Genomic DNA, 14314 nt, shown 5'->3' with positions numbered 1-14314 from the left:
CGCCGTCTCGGCGAACTATCGTGTCCCGGTGATCCTCTGACAAGTCGTCAGAAAAGGAAATGGGTATGCCGTCGCACGCACAGCTCAGCGAGCTCCTCGACCCCGCGAGCACCGTCCTGCTCACCGTGGAGTGCCAGCAGGGGGTCGTCGGCCCGGACAGCGCGCTGCCCGAACTCGCCCGCGAGGCCCGCTCCTCCGGTGCCCTGCACAAGGTCGCCCGGCTGGTCGCCGCCGCCCACGAGAGCGGGGTCCAGGTGATCCACGCCATCGCCGAGCGCCGCCCGGACGGCCGGGGCGCGAACCGCAACGCCCGGCTGTTCCGGGCCGCCGAGCGGCTTCCGGTGCGGCAGCTGGCGGGCAGCACCGCCGTCCGGGTCGCGCCGCCGATCGAGGTCACCGAGGAGGACATCGTCGTACGACGGCTGCACGGGCTGTCCCCGGTGCACGGCACGGAGGTCGACGCCCTGCTGCGCAACCTCGGCTGCCGCACGCTGATCGTCACCGGGGTCAGCGCCAACGTGGCGATACCCAACGCGGTGTTCGACGCGGTCAACCTCGGCTACACCGTCGTCGTCCCGGCCGACGCGGTGGCGGGGGTGCCTGCCGAGTACACCCCCGCGATGATCCGGCACACCCTCGCGCTGGTCGCCACGGTCGCGACCACCGACGAGGTGATCGGCTGCCTGGAACGGCCGCGCCGGCGCGGCTGAACCGGCTCAGGCCAGGGTGATGTTCTCGCCCGAGACACTGATCTTCTCGGCGGCCAGCGGCTGGGTCGCGGGACCCTGCTTCACGCTGCCGTCCGCGACCGAGAAGTGGCTGTTGTGACACGGGCAGACGATGACGCCGCCCGACACGCTGCCCACCGCGCACCCCTGGTGGGTGCACTTGGCCGAGAACGCCTTGAACGTGCCCGCCGTCGGCTGGGTCACGACCACGCCGTGGTCCTTGAAGATCTTGCCGCCGCCCTCGGGGATGTCGCTGGTCCTGGCGAGCGCGGTGCCGCCGCCGTTCTGGGACGACCCGGAGGACGCGGACGCCCCGCCGGTGGCGGCGGCCCCGGTCGAGCCCGTCGTACCGGTCGATCCGGACCCGGTGCCGGTCGTGCTGGACGCGTTGTCGTCGCTCGAACCGCAGGCGGTCAGCGCGGCGGCGAGACCCGCGGCTCCGGCCGCCGCCACGACGGTACGACGGGCCGGGCCGGCGGACGGCTGGGGCGTTGCGGTGCTCATGTGGATTCCCTTCCGCGGAGCTTCTCGTGATCCGTCCAGGGGTACGGCGCTCGGGCACCACCCGTTCAGACGGGTGCCCAGATCCTCGCGGCCGGGGCATGAGACGGCCGTAAGCCAGAGCTGTCCGTGAGCTGTCGGCATCGCCCCAGTAGCCTGGGGCGATGCTCAAGGAAGTCACCGCGACCCGCTACATCACGCCGCTGCGTGAGGGGGGCTCGCTGCCGGGGCTCGTCGAGGCCGACGACTTCGGGACCTACGTCATGAAGTTCACCGGAGCCGGACAGGGCCGCAAGACCCTGGTCGCCGAGGTGGTGTGCGGCGAACTCGCCCGGCGCCTCGGGTTCCGGATGCCCCGGCTGGTCACCATCGCGCTGGACTCCGTGCTCGGACTCGGCGAGCCCGAGCAGCAGGTGCAGGACCTGCTGCGGTCCAGCGGCGGCGCCAACCTCGGCATGGACTTCCTCTCCGGCGCCCTCGGCTACGACCCGCTCGCCTTCCCGGTGAGCCCGCGGGAGGCCGGCCGGATCGTCTGGTTCGACGCGCTGATCAACAACGTGGACCGGTCCTGGCGCAATCCGAACCTCCTCGTGCACCGGGGCGAGCTGTGGCTCATCGACCACGGAGCGACGATGATCTGGCACCACAACTGGCCCTCCGCCGAGGCCTCCGCGGCCCGTCCCTACGACGCCCGCGACCACACCCTCGCCCGCTTCGCACCGGACGTCGCCGCCGCCGCGGCCGACCTCGCGCCCCGGGTCACCGAGGACCTGCTCGCCGAGGTCACCGCCGAGATCCCCGACGCCTGGCTCGCCGACGAGCCCGGCTTCGACACCCCGGACGACCTGCGCCGGGCCTACGCACGGCCGCTGCTCGCCCGCGCCGCCGTCATCGCCGAGCGCATCACCGGCATCGGCTCCGGCTTCGAGGAGGGCAAGTGAGCGAGACGCACATCCACATGGCCGGGCACGTCGTCGAGCGGCACATCACGCGGGCGGGCCAGGGCGGCGACCGGGACGTGTTCGAGTACGCGCTGCTGCGGGTCGTACCCCGCGTGGAGCGCGGCGAGTGCATCAACGCGGGCGTGGTCGTCTACAGCCGGGCCACGGCCTACGTCGGCGCCCGCACCCATCTGGACGAGGCCCGGCTGCTCGCCCTCGACCCGGCGGCCGACGTGGCCGGGATCCGGGCCGCGCTCGGCGCGATCGAGCTCCACTGCGCGGGCGGCGAGGGGGCCGGACAGGCGGCCCGGGACGACGCCGGGCGCCGCTTCCGCTGGCTGATCGCGCCCCGTTCCACCGTCGTCCAGCCCGGCCCGGTGCACACCGGGCTGACCACCGACCCGGCGGCCGAGACCGAGCGCTTGCTCGACCTCCTGGTGAGGTGACGGGTCAGGTAATGGATCACACGCACCCGGCGCGCCGTTGACACCGGGTGCCAGGGCTTCTAGCGTCACCTGTACTGAAGGTACTAAGCGGTCGCTCACCGCACCAGGGGCTCTCTCAGCGAGGGCCCCGTCAGGTTCTCTCAAGGGCGAGGAGAAGCAATGTCCACCACTGAACAGCGGGTCGCGGTCGTCACCGGCGCGGCGCGCGGCATCGGTGCCGCCACCGCCGTACGGCTGGCCGCCGAGGGTCGCGCGGTCGCCGTGATCGACCTCGACGAGGCCGCCTGCAAGGACACCGTCGAGAAGATCACCGCCGCCGGCGGCAAGGCCATCGCGGTCGGCGCGGACGTCTCCGACGAGGCACAGGTCGAGGCGGCCGTCGCCCGGATCGTCGAGGAGCTGGGCGCCCCGACGATCCTCGTCAACAACGCGGGCGTGCTCCGTGACAACCTGCTGTTCAAGATGAGCGTCTCCGACTGGGACACCGTCCTGAACGTGCACCTGCGCGGCTCGTTCCTGATGACCAAGGCCGTCCAGAAGCACATGGTCGACGCGGGCTTCGGCCGTGTGGTCAACCTGTCCTCCTCCTCGGCCCTCGGCAACCGCGGCCAGGCCAACTACTCGGCCGCCAAGGCCGGACTCCAGGGCTTCACCAAGACCCTCGCCATCGAGCTGGGCAAGTTCGGCATCACCGCCAACGCCGTCGCCCCCGGCTTCATCGCCACCGAGATGACCAAGGCCACCGCCGACCGCGTCGGCATGGGTTTCGAGGACTTCAAGAAGGCCGCCGCGGGCGCGATCCCCGTGCAGCGCGTCGGCGAGCCCGAGGACATCGCCAACGCCATCGCCTTCTTCACCGGCGAGGCGGCCGGCTTCGTCTCCGGCCAGGTGCTGTACGTGGCCGGCGGACCGCTCGACTAAGCAACCCTGAGGACCTGGGGAAACACCGACATGACTGAACTCCCGGAGCTGTCCGGCAAGGTCGCCCTCGTCACGGGCGCGAGCCGCGGCATCGGCTACGGCGTCGCCGAGGCACTGGTCGCCCGCGGCGACCGCGTGTGCATCACCGGCCGCAACGAGGACGCCCTGAAGGAGGCCGTCGACAAGCTCGGCGCCGAACGCGTCATCGGCGTCGCCGGCAAGGCGCACGACCTCGCCCACCAGGCCGAGGCCGTCGAGCGCACCATGGAGGCCTTCGGCCGCCTCGACCACCTGGTCAACAACGCGGGCACCAACCCGGTGTTCGGGCCCATCGCGGACCTCGACCTGGACGTCGCCCGCAAGGTCTTCGAGACCAACGTGATCTCCGCGCTCGGCTTCGCCCAGAAGACCTGGCACGCCTGGCAGAAGGACAACGGCGGCGCGATCGTCAACATCGCCTCGGTCGCGGGCCTCGCGCCCTCGCCGTTCATCGGCGCCTACGGCGTCAGCAAGGCCGCGATGATCAACCTGACCCAGCAGCTGGCGCACGAGTTCGCGCCGAAGGCGCGGGTCAACGCGATCGCCCCGGCCGTCGTGAAGACCAAGTTCGCGCAGGCCCTGTACGAGGGCCGGGAGGAGGAGGCCGCCGCCGCCTACCCGCTCGCGCGGCTCGGCGTGCCCTCCGACATCGGCGGGGCCGCGGCCTTCCTCACCTCCGCGCAGTCCGACTGGATCACCGGCCAGACGCTCGTCGTGGACGGCGGCATCTTCCTCAACGCCGGCGTGGGCTGAGCCACGGTCCGGGCGCCGATTTTCGGACGGATCGGCGCCCGGAACGCTCATCGGGTCCGCACAGCGAACTGACAACGTCGTCATCGATTCGTCATCGTCTTTTCGATCAAGAACCCTTGATCCAGGGGAGGTTCAGAGGATCGAACGCTGCGGTATGGTCTGCCGACCCTTGGTACGGCGGATCGAGGAGCGTGCGCGTGTTCAACCGGAACCGAAGCCGGAACAGAAGCCTGCGTGTCGTCGCGGCGATCGCGTCCCTGTCCCTGGCGGCCGGCTGCGGAATGCTGTCCGGCGGCAGCGGTGACGGCAAGGGCCCGATCGTCGTCGGGACCACCAGCGCGCCCAGCGCGCTGGACCCGGCGGGCGCCTGGGACGGTTCCTGGGAGCTGTACCGGAACGTCTACCAGACGCTCCTCGCCTACCCGAACGGCGCCACCACCCCGCAGCCCGACGCCGCCGCGAGCTGCTCCTTCACCGACTCCGGCAGCCGCACCTACCGCTGCGAGCTGCGCCCGGGCCTGAAGTTCTCCGACGGCGACCCGCTGAACGCGAACGCCGTCAAGTACTCCGTCGACCGCATCCGCACCATCGACGCCCCCGGCGGTCCCGCCGGACTGCTCGGCAGCCTGGACCGGGTGCAGGCGCTCGGCGACCGCGAGATCGTGTTCCACCTCAACCAGTCCGACGCCACCTTCCCGTTCGTGCTGGCCACCCCTGCCATGTCGATCGTCGACCCGAACGACTACCCGGCGCGCTCCCTGCGCAAGGACACCGTGGTCAACGGCTCCGGGCCGTACACCCTGCGCTCCTACACGGAGGGCGAGCGGGCCGTCCTCGCCGCCAACGGCAGCTACCACGGCTTCGCCGAGCGGCAGAACGACGCGGTGACCATCCGCTACTTCCAGGACTCGGCCGAGATGGTCAAGGCACTGCGGGACAAGCGCATCGACGTCACCTACCGCGGCCTCGCCGCCGACGACATCCTCACCCTCCAGCAGCACGGCAACGCCAACCTGCAGCTGGTCGACGGCGCGGGCACCGACATCAGCTACCTCGTGTTCAACCCCAAGGACCCCTGGGCCAGGGAGCCCGCCGTCCGCAGGGCGGTCGCCCAGCTCGTCGACCGGGCCGCCATCGCGCACAAGGTCTACAAGGACACCGTCGACCCGCTGTACTCGATGGTCCCCAAGGGCCTGACCGCCCACACCACCGGCTTCTTCGACGACTTCGGCGACCCGAGCGTCCCCAGGGCCGCGAAGATCCTCACCGACGCGGGCATCCACCAGCGCGTCCCGCTCACCCTCTGGTACACCACCGACCGCTACGGCTCCGAGACCGCCCTGATGTTCCAGGAACTGAAGCGACAGCTGGAGGGCTCCGGGCTGTTCACCGTCACGCTCCAGGGCCGCCCCTGGAAGACCTTCGTAGTCGGCTACCAGAAGGGCGAGTACCCGGTGTTCGGCCGCGGCTGGTTCCCGGACTTCCCCGACGCCGACAACTTCATCGCCCCGTTCGTCGGCGAGCACAACGCGCTCGGCACCCCGTACCCGTCCCCGGAGATCACCGGCAAGCTGCTGCCGCACTCGCGCGCGGAGAGCGACCGCGCCCAGACTGTGAAGGACCTGGAGCAGGCCCAGCAGATCATGGTGAACGACGCCCGGCTGATCCCGCTGTGGCAGGGCCGGCAGTACGTCGCGGCCAGCGACGACATCTCCGGCGGCGAGCAGGCCCTCGACCCGTCGACGATCATGATGATGTGGATGCTGCACCGCAAGACCAGCTGGTGAACCGGTCTTCATGTGCCCGTTGTCAGTGGTCGCCTGTAGGTTCTGAAGCCTGGAAGTGACCGCACGTCGGCTTCGGCCGTAATTGATCGACACCGTGAGGACGTTGACGTGACCGACATCGCCATGCTGCCCGAATCCTGGCGCGGGGTTCTGGGCGACGAGCTCCAGCAGCCCTACTTCAAGGAGCTGACCGAGTTCGTCGAGGAAGAGCGGGCGCGCGGTCCCGTCTATCCGCCGCGCGACGAGGTCTTCGCCGCGCTCGACGCCACGCCGTACGACAAGGTCAAGGTCCTCGTCCTCGGCCAGGACCCGTACCACGGCGAGGGCCAGGGCCACGGCCTGTGCTTCTCGGTCCGCCCGGGTGTGAAGACCCCGCCCTCGCTGCGGAACATCTACAAGGAGATGCAGGCGGAGCTGGGCCTGCCCGTCCCGGACAACGGCTATCTGATGCCGTGGGCCGAGCAGGGCGTCCTGCTGCTCAACGCGGTGCTCACCGTCCGGGCCGGCGAGGCCAACTCGCACAAGGGCAAGGGCTGGGAGAAGTTCACCGATGCCGTGATCCGCGCGGTGGACTCGCGCCCGGACCCGGCCGTCTTCGTCCTGTGGGGCAACTACGCGCAGAAGAAGCTGCCCCTGATCGACGAGACCCGGCACGTGGTGGTCAAGGGCGCGCACCCCTCGCCGCTGTCCGCGAAGAAGTTCTTCGGCTCGCGCCCGTTCACGCAGATCAACGACGCGATCGCGGCGCAGGGCCACGAGGCGATCGACTGGACCATCCCCAACCTGAAGGACTGACCGGCCGTCCGGGCGGTCCCGTGCCGTACGGGGCCGCCTGCCCGGGATTGCCGCCGCGGCCGGTTAGCGTCGGGACCGGACAGTCGACGAGTGCCCGGAGGACGCGGTGGCGGAGCGGCAGGAGCAGGTGGCACCGGATGCCGTGCTGACGCGCATCGGGCAGGTCGTGATGCTGCACCACGGCGGCGACCGCGAGGAGGCGCGCAGTCGCTTCCTCGCGCTGTGGGCGGAGATCGGGGAGTCGGGGGACCCGCTGCACCGGTGCACCCTGGCCCACTATCTCGCCGACACCCAGGACGACCCGGGGGACGAACTGGCCTGGGATCTGCGGGCGTTGACGGCGGCCGAGGAACTGGCCGACGGCGGCGACGGTGAACCGGCGCGCGTCCGCGGTTTCCTTCCGTCCCTGCACCTCAATCTCGCCGCCGACTACGTGAAGCTCGGCCGAGCGGACGCCGCACGCAGCCATGTGCGCCGCGCCCGGCGCGCCGCGGGCGCCCTCTCCGACGACCGCTACGGCGACGGGGTGCGGGCCGCCATCAGGCGACTGGAACTGCGGCTGGGGGAGTAGGCCCTGCCCGGCCCCGGACGTGGACCGACCGGGCCAGGGCGGCGGAGCCGGTGGAGATGCCCCGGGCGGCGGGGAACAGCGCGGCCGAGGCTGCGACGGTGTCAGCGGCCGTACGTCCGCTCGCAGATCCGCGCCGCCGGGCTGTCCCCCTGCCAGCCGCCGTACTTCCTGCCCAGGGCACAGACGTCCGGGGCCTGTTGGGCCGGGCCGGGGAAGTCGGGGGTGTCGGTGTGCGGGGGGAGGTGCCGGTGCTCGGGGTGGGTGCGGGGGTGCGGGGGAGCGGGCTCGGCCGCGCGAGGCCGGGGTGCGATCGGTGCGGCCTCGGCCGTATGCCGTGGGGCAGCGTGCTCCCTGTGCTTCGGCCGCCGGGGCGAGCCCGCCATTTCCAGGGCCTGCTGGGCCGGGGCCTGGATCACCCGGGGCACCACGCTGCCGTCCGGCCGGGGTGCCGTCGGCTGTGTGGGGGCCGTGTCCGGCGGCGGTGCCGGAGTCACCGGGCGCGGTACCGTCACGCAGCCGGAGAGGGCCGAGAGGGCCACGCTGACGAGGAGCGCTGCGGTGGTGGTCGTTCGATGCACCTGGGCAACTCTGCTGGTTCGACGCCCGCTTTGGCACGAAGGAGCCGAGGTCGAGGCCCCCGCGCGGGTGATCTCGTGCCCCGTACGGAGGGTTCCGGGGTGCCGAAGGTGACGATCAGTCTCCGGTGGCGCCGTCGATCCGCTCGCGGATCAGGTCGGCGTGGCCGTTGTGCCGGGCGTACTCCTCGATCATGTGGGTGTAGATCCAGCGCAGGTTGAACGGCGTGTCCCTGAACCTGCTCTTCCCCACGGACAGATCGTCGAGCCCGAAGCCGGCCGCGTTGCGCCGGGCGGTCTCGATCTCGGCCTGCCAGGTCGCGTACGCCTCCTGCCAGGTGTCGGCCTCGGTGACGTGGAAGTCGCCGTCCTCGTCCTCGTCCGTGTAGTAGATCGGCCCCGGATCGTCGCCCGTCAGCACCTTGCGGAACCAGCCGCGCTCGCACTCGGCCAGATGCCGCACCAGCCCCATCAGCGACAGTTCGGAGGGCGGCACGGACGCGGTGCGCAACTGCTCGTCCGTCAGGCCCTCGCACTTGGCGGCCAGCGTCTGCCGGTGGTACTCCAACCAGCCCTCCAGCATGGCGCGTTCACCGGCGGTCTGCTCGGGCTCTCGGCGTTCGGTCGTCGTCATGCCCCGTATCCTCCCCCGGTCCATCCCACCCCACCAGCGGTTTCCCGGCTCCCGCGCGGCTTCGACGGCATCGCCGGCCGGCGGCCCCCGTATGCTGCCGAGGAAGCACGCGCGGGCAGGCGAGACAGGGAGCACACGTGAAGGTCGGCTGCATCGGACTCGGGGACATCGCGCAGAAGGCCTACCTGCCGGTGCTGGCCACGCAGCCCGGGATCGACCTCCACCTCCAGACCCGGACACCCGCCACCCTCGGCCGGGTCGCGGGCAGCCTCCACCTGGCGGACGAGCGGCGGCACACCACGCTCGACTCCCTGCTCGCCGCCGGCCTCGACGCGGCCTTCGTGCACGCACCGACCGCCGCCCACCCCGAGATCGTCACCCGGCTCCTCCAGGCGGGCGTACCGACGTACGTGGACAAGCCGCTGGCCTACGAACTGGCCGATTCCGAACGGCTGGTGGGCCTCGCGGAGGAACGCGGGGTCTCCCTCTTCGTCGGCTTCAACCGCCGCTACGCGCCCGGGTACACGCAGTGCCTGGACCATCCGCGCGAGCTGATCCTCATGCAGAAGAACCGGATCGGGCTGCCCGAGGAGCCACGCTCGATGATCCTGGACGACTTCATCCATGTCGTCGACACCCTGCGGTGGCTGGTGCCGGGCACGGTCGACGACGTGACCGTGCGCGCCCGGACCGAGGGCGGGCTGCTGCACCACATCGTGCTCCAGCTCGCCGGGGACGGCTTCACCGCGCTCGGCGTGATGAACCGGCTCAGCGGCTCCGCCGAGGAGATCCTGGAGGTCTCCGGGCAGGACACCAAGCGCCAGGTGCTCAACCTCGCCGAGGTGATCGACCACAAGGGCCAGCCGACCGTGCGTCGGCGCGGCGACTGGGTGCCGGTGGCCCGGCAGCGCGGCATCGAGCAGGCGGTCCTCGCCTTCCTCGACGCCGTACGCGCGGGCAGGGTGCTCAGCGCACGGGACGCACTGGCGACCCATGAGCTGTGCGAGCGGCTGGTACGAGCCGTCCAGGACCGTTCCGCCGCAGCAGCCTGAGCGCCCTCGCCCCCTCCGTCGCGCCCAGGGCGGCCAGCACCAGCAGGGCGCCGCCCACCGGCCAGTCGCCGTAGCGGACGTACGGCGTGACACCGTGCGCCAGCGGTACGTCGTACACGCGGGCCGTGTTCGCGTCGGTCCCGAGCCAGGGGCCCAGGCGCTGCCCGCTCGGCCCGAAGACCGCCGAGACCCCGGTGAGGGTCGCGTGCACCATCGGGCGGCCGGTCTCGGCGGCCCGCAGCGCGCCCAGCGAGGCGTGCTGCTCCGGCGCCCAGCTGCCCTGGAAGGTGGAGGTGGCGGACTGGCCGAGCAGGACGTCGGCGCCGTCCTCGGCCAGATGCCGGCTCATGTCGGGGAACGCGGTCTCGAAGCAGATCAGCGGGCCGATCCGCAGCCCGTGTCCGACGTCCATCACGACCTGCCGGGTGCCCCGCCTGCGGTCCTCGCCGGCCGCCCTGCCGACCGAGGTGGCCCAGCCGAGCAGCGAGCGGGCCGGTATGTACTCGCCGAACGGCACGAGCCGCATCTTGTCGTACCGGTCGCCCGTCGGGCCGTTCGGGCCGATCAGCACCGAGCTCTTGTAGATGCCGGGCCGGTCGGAGCGGCGGGCGTCCACGTTGACCAGCACATCCGCGCCGACCGTCCGGGACAGCGCGGTGATCCGGCGGGCCAGGTCGGGCCGGTCGCCCAGGTCGAAACCGACACTGGACTCGCCCCACACGACCAGGCCGACGTCCTGCCCGGCCAGCTGCCGGGTCAGCTGCTCCTCGCGGTCGAACCGTTTGTCGCCGCCGTCCATGATTCCCGGCTGTACGACGGCGATCCTGACGTGCCCGGCCACCTCCGGGCGGGGCGCCCACGCCCACGCGGCGGAGGTCGCGGCGGCCGTCGCGACCAGCGAGGCCACCGCCGGCACCCGCGCCTCGCGCACCGAGACCAGCACGGCCGCCGCCACGTTCACGGCCACGATCAGGAAGCTGAGCAGCCACACCCCGCCCACCGAGGCCAGCCGCAGCGCGGGGGAGACCTGCCACTGGCTGGCGCCGAGCATCCCCCACGGCCCGCCGAGGCCCTGCCAGGACCGCACCAGCTCCACGATCAGCCAGGCCGACGGCAGCACCAGCAGCGCGGCGCCGCCCCGGCCCGCCGTGGGCCGCCCGCCCAGGAAGCGGCGCACGAGCCAGCCCCAGGGCGCCCAGAGCGCGCCCAGCAGGGCGGCGATCACGAAGAGGAAAACGGTCAGGCTCGGCAGCAGCCAGTGGTGCACGGCCAGCAGAAAGCCGAAGCCGCCGCTCCAGCCGTCGTACGCGGCCCGCCGCCCGGTCGGCGCCGAGCGGGCCAGCAGGATCCAGGGGACCAGGGCGACGTAGGCGAACCACCAGAGGGAGGGGGCCGGGAAGGCCAGGACGGGCAGGGCTCCGGCGAGCGCGGCGACGGTCGAGCGGCGCCAGGGGGAGGTGAGCCAGTGATCGATCGTCCTCATGTGGACCCTCCCTACCCGGCCTGCGTCTCCAGTGTGCGCTGGGGGAGCGATCTAGGACAGGGGGCCTGGTGAGCCTCCCTGCGGGGCCGCGGTCACCTTGGCCGAAAGGCTGCGCCATTTCTCCTCGACCGCCACCCGGTGCAGGCGCCAGCCCTCCGCCGTGCGCACGAGCCCGAAGTCGTAGCGGCCGCCGCACACCAGATCCGGTGGCGTGGGGGTGTCGGCGGCCGTGAAGCACATGGGGTTCAGATAGTCGGCCCGGACCCGGGCGGTGTCGCCCGTGTCGTGGTCCAGGACGCCGAAGCGGATCCGGCGGTTGACGATCAGATGCTGGCGCACGGGGAACAGGGCCAGGTTCTCGGCGAGCCAGTCGGCGATCCCGGGCGCGGGGCCCTCGATGCCGCCCGACGAGCGGTAGTCGGCGCGGCCGTCCGGTGTGAACAGCCGCCGGTACGCCGTCCAGTCGCCGTCGTCCACCGCCACGGCGTACGCGGTGATCACCTCGTCCACGGCCAGCCGGTCGATCACGGTCGCGAGCTCCGCGCGCTGGGTCATCGGCACAGTGTTGGGCATGGCGGGTGAAGTGCCAAGAGGACGAACGGGTTTATTCGGGGATCATGGCTGGGTGACGAAGTGGACGAAGAACGAGCCTCCGGTCGATCGGCCGGGCCGAGAGCCGGAGCTTTCCCCCTACCAGGAGGCGATGAGGCAGAGGCTTCTCGCCGCCCCGGTGGTAGAGGCGCCCGAGCCCTGGCGGCGCATCGCGTACGCCCCGGTCGGCGGACTTCTCGGGATCGGATTCGCGTCGCACCCGGGCACCGGCCAGGACGTGGTGATGGTCGTCTCGCACGACGGGCACGGCCTCTTCGACGCCGTCACGGGGGAGAAGATCGCGCGGGATCGTGACGCGGACCCCGAGGACAGCGGCCCCGACGCGGATCCCGCGCTGTGGTGTCCCGGGCTGGGACCGGTCGCCGGAAGCAGGGTGCGCATCGCCGGCCTCTTCGGAGGAGGGCTGCACACTTCCGGGGGAGACGGCTGGAGGCTGGAGGTGGTCGCCCCGGCCTGGCCGAACGAGCGTGTCCTGCTCTCTCGCGACGGCGGTCTGCCGCACTCCGGTCCGCACGGGGAGCGCTGGTGGCACATCTTCCACTCCCACTACTCCGAACTCCGTGCCGCCGGATTCTCGCCCTCCGGTCGGACCCTTGCCGTGGCGACGAGCAGCGATCTGTCCCTGTGGACCCGCGACGCAAAGGGTGGGTGAGCGCGGCGACCCCGCCGCGGGCCGGCTCAGGCGGCCTCGATGACCTCCGCGCGGATCGCCGTGGCCCACTGGACCACCAACAGCTCGTACTCCTCGCGCTCTTGGGCGGACAGGGTGCCGCCCGCGCGCAGCCAGAGTGCCCGGATCTGCTCGTTCACCTCGGCGGCGGACCGCACGGAACCAGAGGTCGGGAATTCGCGGGACATGCGGACAGCCTAGGGGCAAGCACTGACACTGCGCTACCGCCCGGCTACGCAGAACCTATGGGGTTGGTCACCGCGGCCGCGCGCCGCGCGGCGCCGCGCTCAGCTCGCCGGCTCGGCCGCGTGCGGGCTCAGTACGCCCGCCGCGACCAGGGCGACGATGACGACGCCGAGGGCCACGCGGTACCAGACGAACGGCATGAAGCTCCGGTGGGAGATCCACTTCATGAACCATGCGATCACCGCGTATCCCGACGCGAACGCGATGGCCGTCGCGAACAGGGTCGGGCCCCACGCCACATGGCCCTCGGTCACCGAGTCCTTCACCTCGAACGCGCCCGAGGCGAGCACCGCCGGGACGGCGAGAAGGAACGAGTAGCGGGCCGCGGCCTCGCGCCGGTAGCCCATGAACAGACCGCCGCCGATGGTCGCGCCGGAGCGGGAGACACCGGGAACCAGGGCGCAGGCCTGGCACAGGCCGAAGACCAGACCGTCCTTGACGCCCAGGTCCTGAAGGGACTTGCGCTGCTTGGGCGCCCGGTGCCGGCCGCCGGTCTCGTCGCGGGCCGCCAGCCGGTCGGCGACACCGATGACCAGGCCGACCACGATCAGCGTCGTCGCGGTGACGCGCAGATCCCGGAACGGGCCCTCGATCTGGTCCTTGAGCGTCAGACCCAGCACGCCGATCGGGATCGAGCCGACGATCACCAGCCAGCCCGTCCGCGCGTCCTGGTCCCGGCGCATCGCCTTGTCGAACAGTGACCGGAACCAGGCCGAGACGATGCGCCCGATGTCCTTGCGGAAGTAGAGCAGTACGGCGGTCTCCGTGCCGATCTGGGTGATCGCCGTGAAGGCCGCGCCGGGGTCCTCCCAGCCGGAGAACGCCGCGGTCAGCCGCAGATGCGCGCTGGAGGAGACGGGCAGGAATTCGGTCAGCCCCTGGACGAGTCCGAGGATGAGGGATTCGAACCAAGGCATGAAGGTAATGCGTCCAGTGCTGTCGGGTAAAGAAGTGATCAAATGACGAGGGCAGCGTAGCGGGCCCGGGTGACAGCGTGGAAACAGGGGCTGGGTGTGCTTCCCGTGAGGTTACGAGGCGATAGGGCCCGTGATCGTCCAGCCCGGCGCCTGAGGGTGGGCCGTCAGGTCCTCGTGGCGCACCTCGTCGCCGCAGGCCCGGCAGGTGACGACCGGGACCAGTACGTGGCCGCAGGCGTGCTCGACGGCCATGGGCAGGTCGGTGCCGCCCCGGATGTGGCGGTCGCCCCACTCCTTCAGGGTCATCAGGACCGGCTCCAGCTCCAGGCCCGCCTGTGTGGGCCGGTACTCGAAGCGCTGCGGGCGCTCGCTGTAGAGGCGCTTGGTGAGGATCCCGGCGTCCACGAGCCGGCGCAGCCGGGTGGCCAGGATGTCGCGCGGGGCGCCGGTGTTGCGTACCAGCTGGTCGAAGCGGCCGTTGCCCAGACAGGCCTCGCGCAGGACGAGCAGGGAGTACTTCTCGCCGACCAGCGCGAGGGCGTCGGCGATGGAGCAGGGGCGCGAGTCGTGCGTGGTCTTCCGTTCGGCCATGAGGGCCAGTCTAGAGGAGGGTTTGATTTTCCAACTCGTCGCGCTATGGTGA

The 14314-nt window shown here is 71.6% G+C and carries 18 protein-coding genes; 10 read left to right on the top strand and 8 right to left on the bottom strand.

All coding sequences use genetic code 11. From position 1 onward, the window contains the following. Positions 1-65: 65 nt before the first annotated feature. Complete coding sequence (locus tag ACZ4MF_RS23775; RefSeq protein ID WP_467493922.1) at positions 66-710, top strand: cysteine hydrolase family protein; 645 nt, start codon at positions 66-68, stop codon at positions 708-710. A gap of 6 nt (positions 711-716) precedes the next feature. Here the strand turns inward: ACZ4MF_RS23775 and ACZ4MF_RS23770 are convergent, their stop codons facing one another. Next, entirely contained in the window at positions 717-1232 is a 516-nt protein-coding gene (locus ACZ4MF_RS23770) for a Rieske (2Fe-2S) protein (RefSeq protein WP_467493921.1), read from the bottom strand. Positions 1233-1393: 161 nt separating this feature from the next. On the opposite strand from ACZ4MF_RS23770, the gene ACZ4MF_RS23765 reads away from it, so the two are divergent. From ACZ4MF_RS23765 to ACZ4MF_RS23735, 7 genes are all read left to right on the top strand, one after another. Then, complete coding sequence (locus ACZ4MF_RS23765) at positions 1394-2170, top strand: HipA family kinase (RefSeq protein WP_467493920.1); 777 nt, start codon at positions 1394-1396, stop codon at positions 2168-2170. Next, on the top strand, positions 2167-2616 hold the full coding sequence (locus tag ACZ4MF_RS23760) for a DUF3037 domain-containing protein (protein ID WP_362821387.1): 450 nt from the start codon (positions 2167-2169) through the stop codon (positions 2614-2616). Before ACZ4MF_RS23765 ends, ACZ4MF_RS23760 begins: the two co-directional genes overlap by 4 nt. A gap of 159 nt (positions 2617-2775) precedes the next feature. Beyond that, a complete protein-coding gene (gene fabG / locus ACZ4MF_RS23755) occupies positions 2776-3537 on the top strand; it encodes a 3-oxoacyl-ACP reductase FabG (protein WP_362821386.1) in 762 nt (253 codons plus the stop codon). A gap of 30 nt (positions 3538-3567) precedes the next feature. Then, positions 3568-4329: an SDR family oxidoreductase gene (locus ACZ4MF_RS23750; RefSeq protein WP_467493919.1), complete on the top strand. Its 762-nt coding sequence runs from the start codon at positions 3568-3570 to the stop codon at positions 4327-4329. A gap of 191 nt (positions 4330-4520) precedes the next feature. Then, on the top strand, positions 4521-6116 hold the full coding sequence (locus ACZ4MF_RS23745) for an ABC transporter substrate-binding protein (protein ID WP_467493918.1): 1596 nt from the start codon (positions 4521-4523) through the stop codon (positions 6114-6116). 108 nt (positions 6117-6224) lie between these two features. Then, a complete protein-coding gene (gene ung / locus ACZ4MF_RS23740) occupies positions 6225-6911 on the top strand; it encodes a uracil-DNA glycosylase (RefSeq protein ID WP_467493917.1) in 687 nt (228 codons plus the stop codon). Between the two features lie 106 nt (positions 6912-7017). After that, positions 7018-7482, top strand: a complete 465-nt coding sequence (locus ACZ4MF_RS23735) for a hypothetical protein (RefSeq protein WP_356030003.1) — start codon at positions 7018-7020, stop codon at positions 7480-7482. A 101-nt stretch (positions 7483-7583) separates the two neighbouring features. Here the strand turns inward: ACZ4MF_RS23735 and ACZ4MF_RS23730 are convergent, their stop codons facing one another. After that, complete coding sequence (locus ACZ4MF_RS23730; RefSeq protein WP_467493916.1) at positions 7584-8060, bottom strand: hypothetical protein; 477 nt, start codon at positions 8058-8060, stop codon at positions 7584-7586. A gap of 115 nt (positions 8061-8175) precedes the next feature. Continuing rightward, a complete protein-coding gene (locus ACZ4MF_RS23725) occupies positions 8176-8691 on the bottom strand; it encodes a DinB family protein (RefSeq protein ID WP_467493915.1) in 516 nt (171 codons plus the stop codon). A 137-nt stretch (positions 8692-8828) separates the two neighbouring features. Here ACZ4MF_RS23725 and ACZ4MF_RS23720 point away from each other — a divergent pair, with 137 nt between their 5' ends. Beyond that, positions 8829-9743 (top strand): Gfo/Idh/MocA family protein, encoded by a 915-nt coding sequence (locus tag ACZ4MF_RS23720; protein ID WP_467493914.1) that lies wholly within the window; start codon positions 8829-8831, stop codon positions 9741-9743. Here ACZ4MF_RS23720 and lnt read toward each other — a convergent pair. Then, positions 9658-11226, bottom strand: coding sequence for an apolipoprotein N-acyltransferase (gene lnt, locus ACZ4MF_RS23715; RefSeq protein ID WP_467493913.1), 1569 nt, complete (start codon positions 11224-11226; stop codon positions 9658-9660). The genes ACZ4MF_RS23720 and lnt overlap by 86 nt on opposite strands. 51 nt (positions 11227-11277) lie before the next feature. Beyond that, on the bottom strand, positions 11278-11781 hold the full coding sequence (locus tag ACZ4MF_RS23710; protein ID WP_467493912.1) for a nuclear transport factor 2 family protein: 504 nt from the start codon (positions 11779-11781) through the stop codon (positions 11278-11280). A gap of 148 nt (positions 11782-11929) precedes the next feature. On the opposite strand from ACZ4MF_RS23710, the gene ACZ4MF_RS23705 reads away from it, so the two are divergent. Then, positions 11930-12490, top strand: coding sequence for a hypothetical protein (locus ACZ4MF_RS23705; RefSeq protein WP_467493911.1), 561 nt, complete (start codon positions 11930-11932; stop codon positions 12488-12490). Positions 12491-12516: 26 nt separating this feature from the next. On the opposite strand, the gene ACZ4MF_RS23700 is transcribed toward ACZ4MF_RS23705, so the two are convergent. The 3 genes from ACZ4MF_RS23700 to ACZ4MF_RS23690 all read right to left on the bottom strand — a co-directional run bounded on the left by ACZ4MF_RS23700 (position 12517) and on the right by ACZ4MF_RS23690 (position 14262). Next, the gene (locus ACZ4MF_RS23700) at positions 12517-12696 is read right to left on the bottom strand and encodes a hypothetical protein (protein WP_356030012.1); all 180 of its coding nucleotides are present in this window, start codon (positions 12694-12696) and stop codon (positions 12517-12519) included. A gap of 99 nt (positions 12697-12795) precedes the next feature. Beyond that, on the bottom strand, positions 12796-13671 hold the full coding sequence (locus tag ACZ4MF_RS23695) for an undecaprenyl-diphosphate phosphatase (RefSeq protein WP_467493910.1): 876 nt from the start codon (positions 13669-13671) through the stop codon (positions 12796-12798). A 111-nt stretch (positions 13672-13782) separates the two neighbouring features. Continuing rightward, on the bottom strand, positions 13783-14262 hold the full coding sequence (locus tag ACZ4MF_RS23690) for a winged helix-turn-helix transcriptional regulator (RefSeq protein WP_467493909.1): 480 nt from the start codon (positions 14260-14262) through the stop codon (positions 13783-13785). Between the last annotated feature and the right edge of the window lie 52 nt (positions 14263-14314).

This window comes from Streptomyces sp. NPDC025793 (assembly GCF_055558375.1).
The sequence above is the reverse complement of the archived record's forward strand: the minus strand, read 5'-3'. Positions and strand labels throughout refer to the sequence as shown.